1 protein-coding gene is annotated in these 1,091 nt (G+C 48.5%); it reads left to right on the forward strand.

What is annotated here, in order from left to right; genetic code table 11:
• Positions 1 to 1,083: 4-alpha-glucanotransferase (malQ, locus tag AB4653_RS23570; RefSeq protein WP_372105458.1), on the forward strand; the 1,083-nt coding region annotated here is incomplete at its 5' end.
• Positions 1,084 to 1,091: the final 8 nt, after the last annotated feature.

Here is a 1,091-nt window from a genome sequence, read left to right on the forward strand (position 1 = left end):
ATCAAAGATAACCTAGATCAAGTGCATCTCTACATGTACCTACAATGGTTAGCCGATTGCCAAATCAACGATGCACAGTCTCTTGCTGAAGAGAAAGGCATGGCGGTTGGCCTTTACCGTGATTTAGCGGTAGGCGTTGCAGATTCTGGCAGCGAGACATGGGCTGATGAAGGCAACCTAGTGATGGATGCGAGCATTGGTGCTCCACCGGATATTCTTGGTCCTTTGGGTCAGAATTGGGGTCTACCACCACTAAACCCAGAAGTGCTTCAAGTAACCAGCTACGACGCTTACATCAAACTACTTCGTGCCAACATGAAGCACTGTGGTGCATTGCGTATTGACCATGTTTTAGGTCTGCTGCGTTTGTGGTGGATTCCAAAGGGTGAGAACGCAACGAAAGGTGCGTACATCTACTACCCAGTGCAAGACATGCTGTCTATTCTGGCGCTTGAATCTCACCGTTACCAATGCAGCGTTATCGGTGAAGACTTAGGGACGGTACCGGATGAAATCGTAGACATCCTTGCTGATGCTGGCGTGCATTCTTACAAAGTATTCTTCTTCGAAACATCAGAAAATGACGGTGGTTTTATTTCTCCTAAGCACTACGCGTCACAATCGATGGCGGCACTGTGTACTCACGATATGCCAACGCTTCGCGGCTTCTGGCACTGTGATGACTTGAAAATGGGTCAAGAGATTGGTTTATACCCAGACGCACAACAGCTAGAAACTTTGTTCGATAACCGCTTGGAGTGCAAGCAAGGTATCTTAGACTCAGTGGCATGGCACGGCTTCCTACCTGAAGGTGTGGGGCGCGATGCAAGTCAAGTGCCGATGGATTCTTATCTTGCTGAAGCGCTTCAGTTGCACGTTGCGGCTGGTGGCTCAACACTCCTGAGTGTTCAGTTGGAAGATTGGCTAGAGATGGATAAGCCCGTTAACATCCCTGGTACGGTCGATGAGTACCCTAACTGGCGTCGTAAACTATCAATGAACTTGGACGAAATCTTCGCTCATGAAGGCGTGAATCGTATCGCCTCTAAGCTAACTGACGTACGAGAAAAAGCAGCTAAGTAATGGAGTCG

The organism is Vibrio sp. 10N.222.48.A3 (assembly GCF_041475345.1).
Lineage (GTDB): Bacteria > Pseudomonadota > Gammaproteobacteria > Enterobacterales > Vibrionaceae > Vibrio > Vibrio tasmaniensis_A.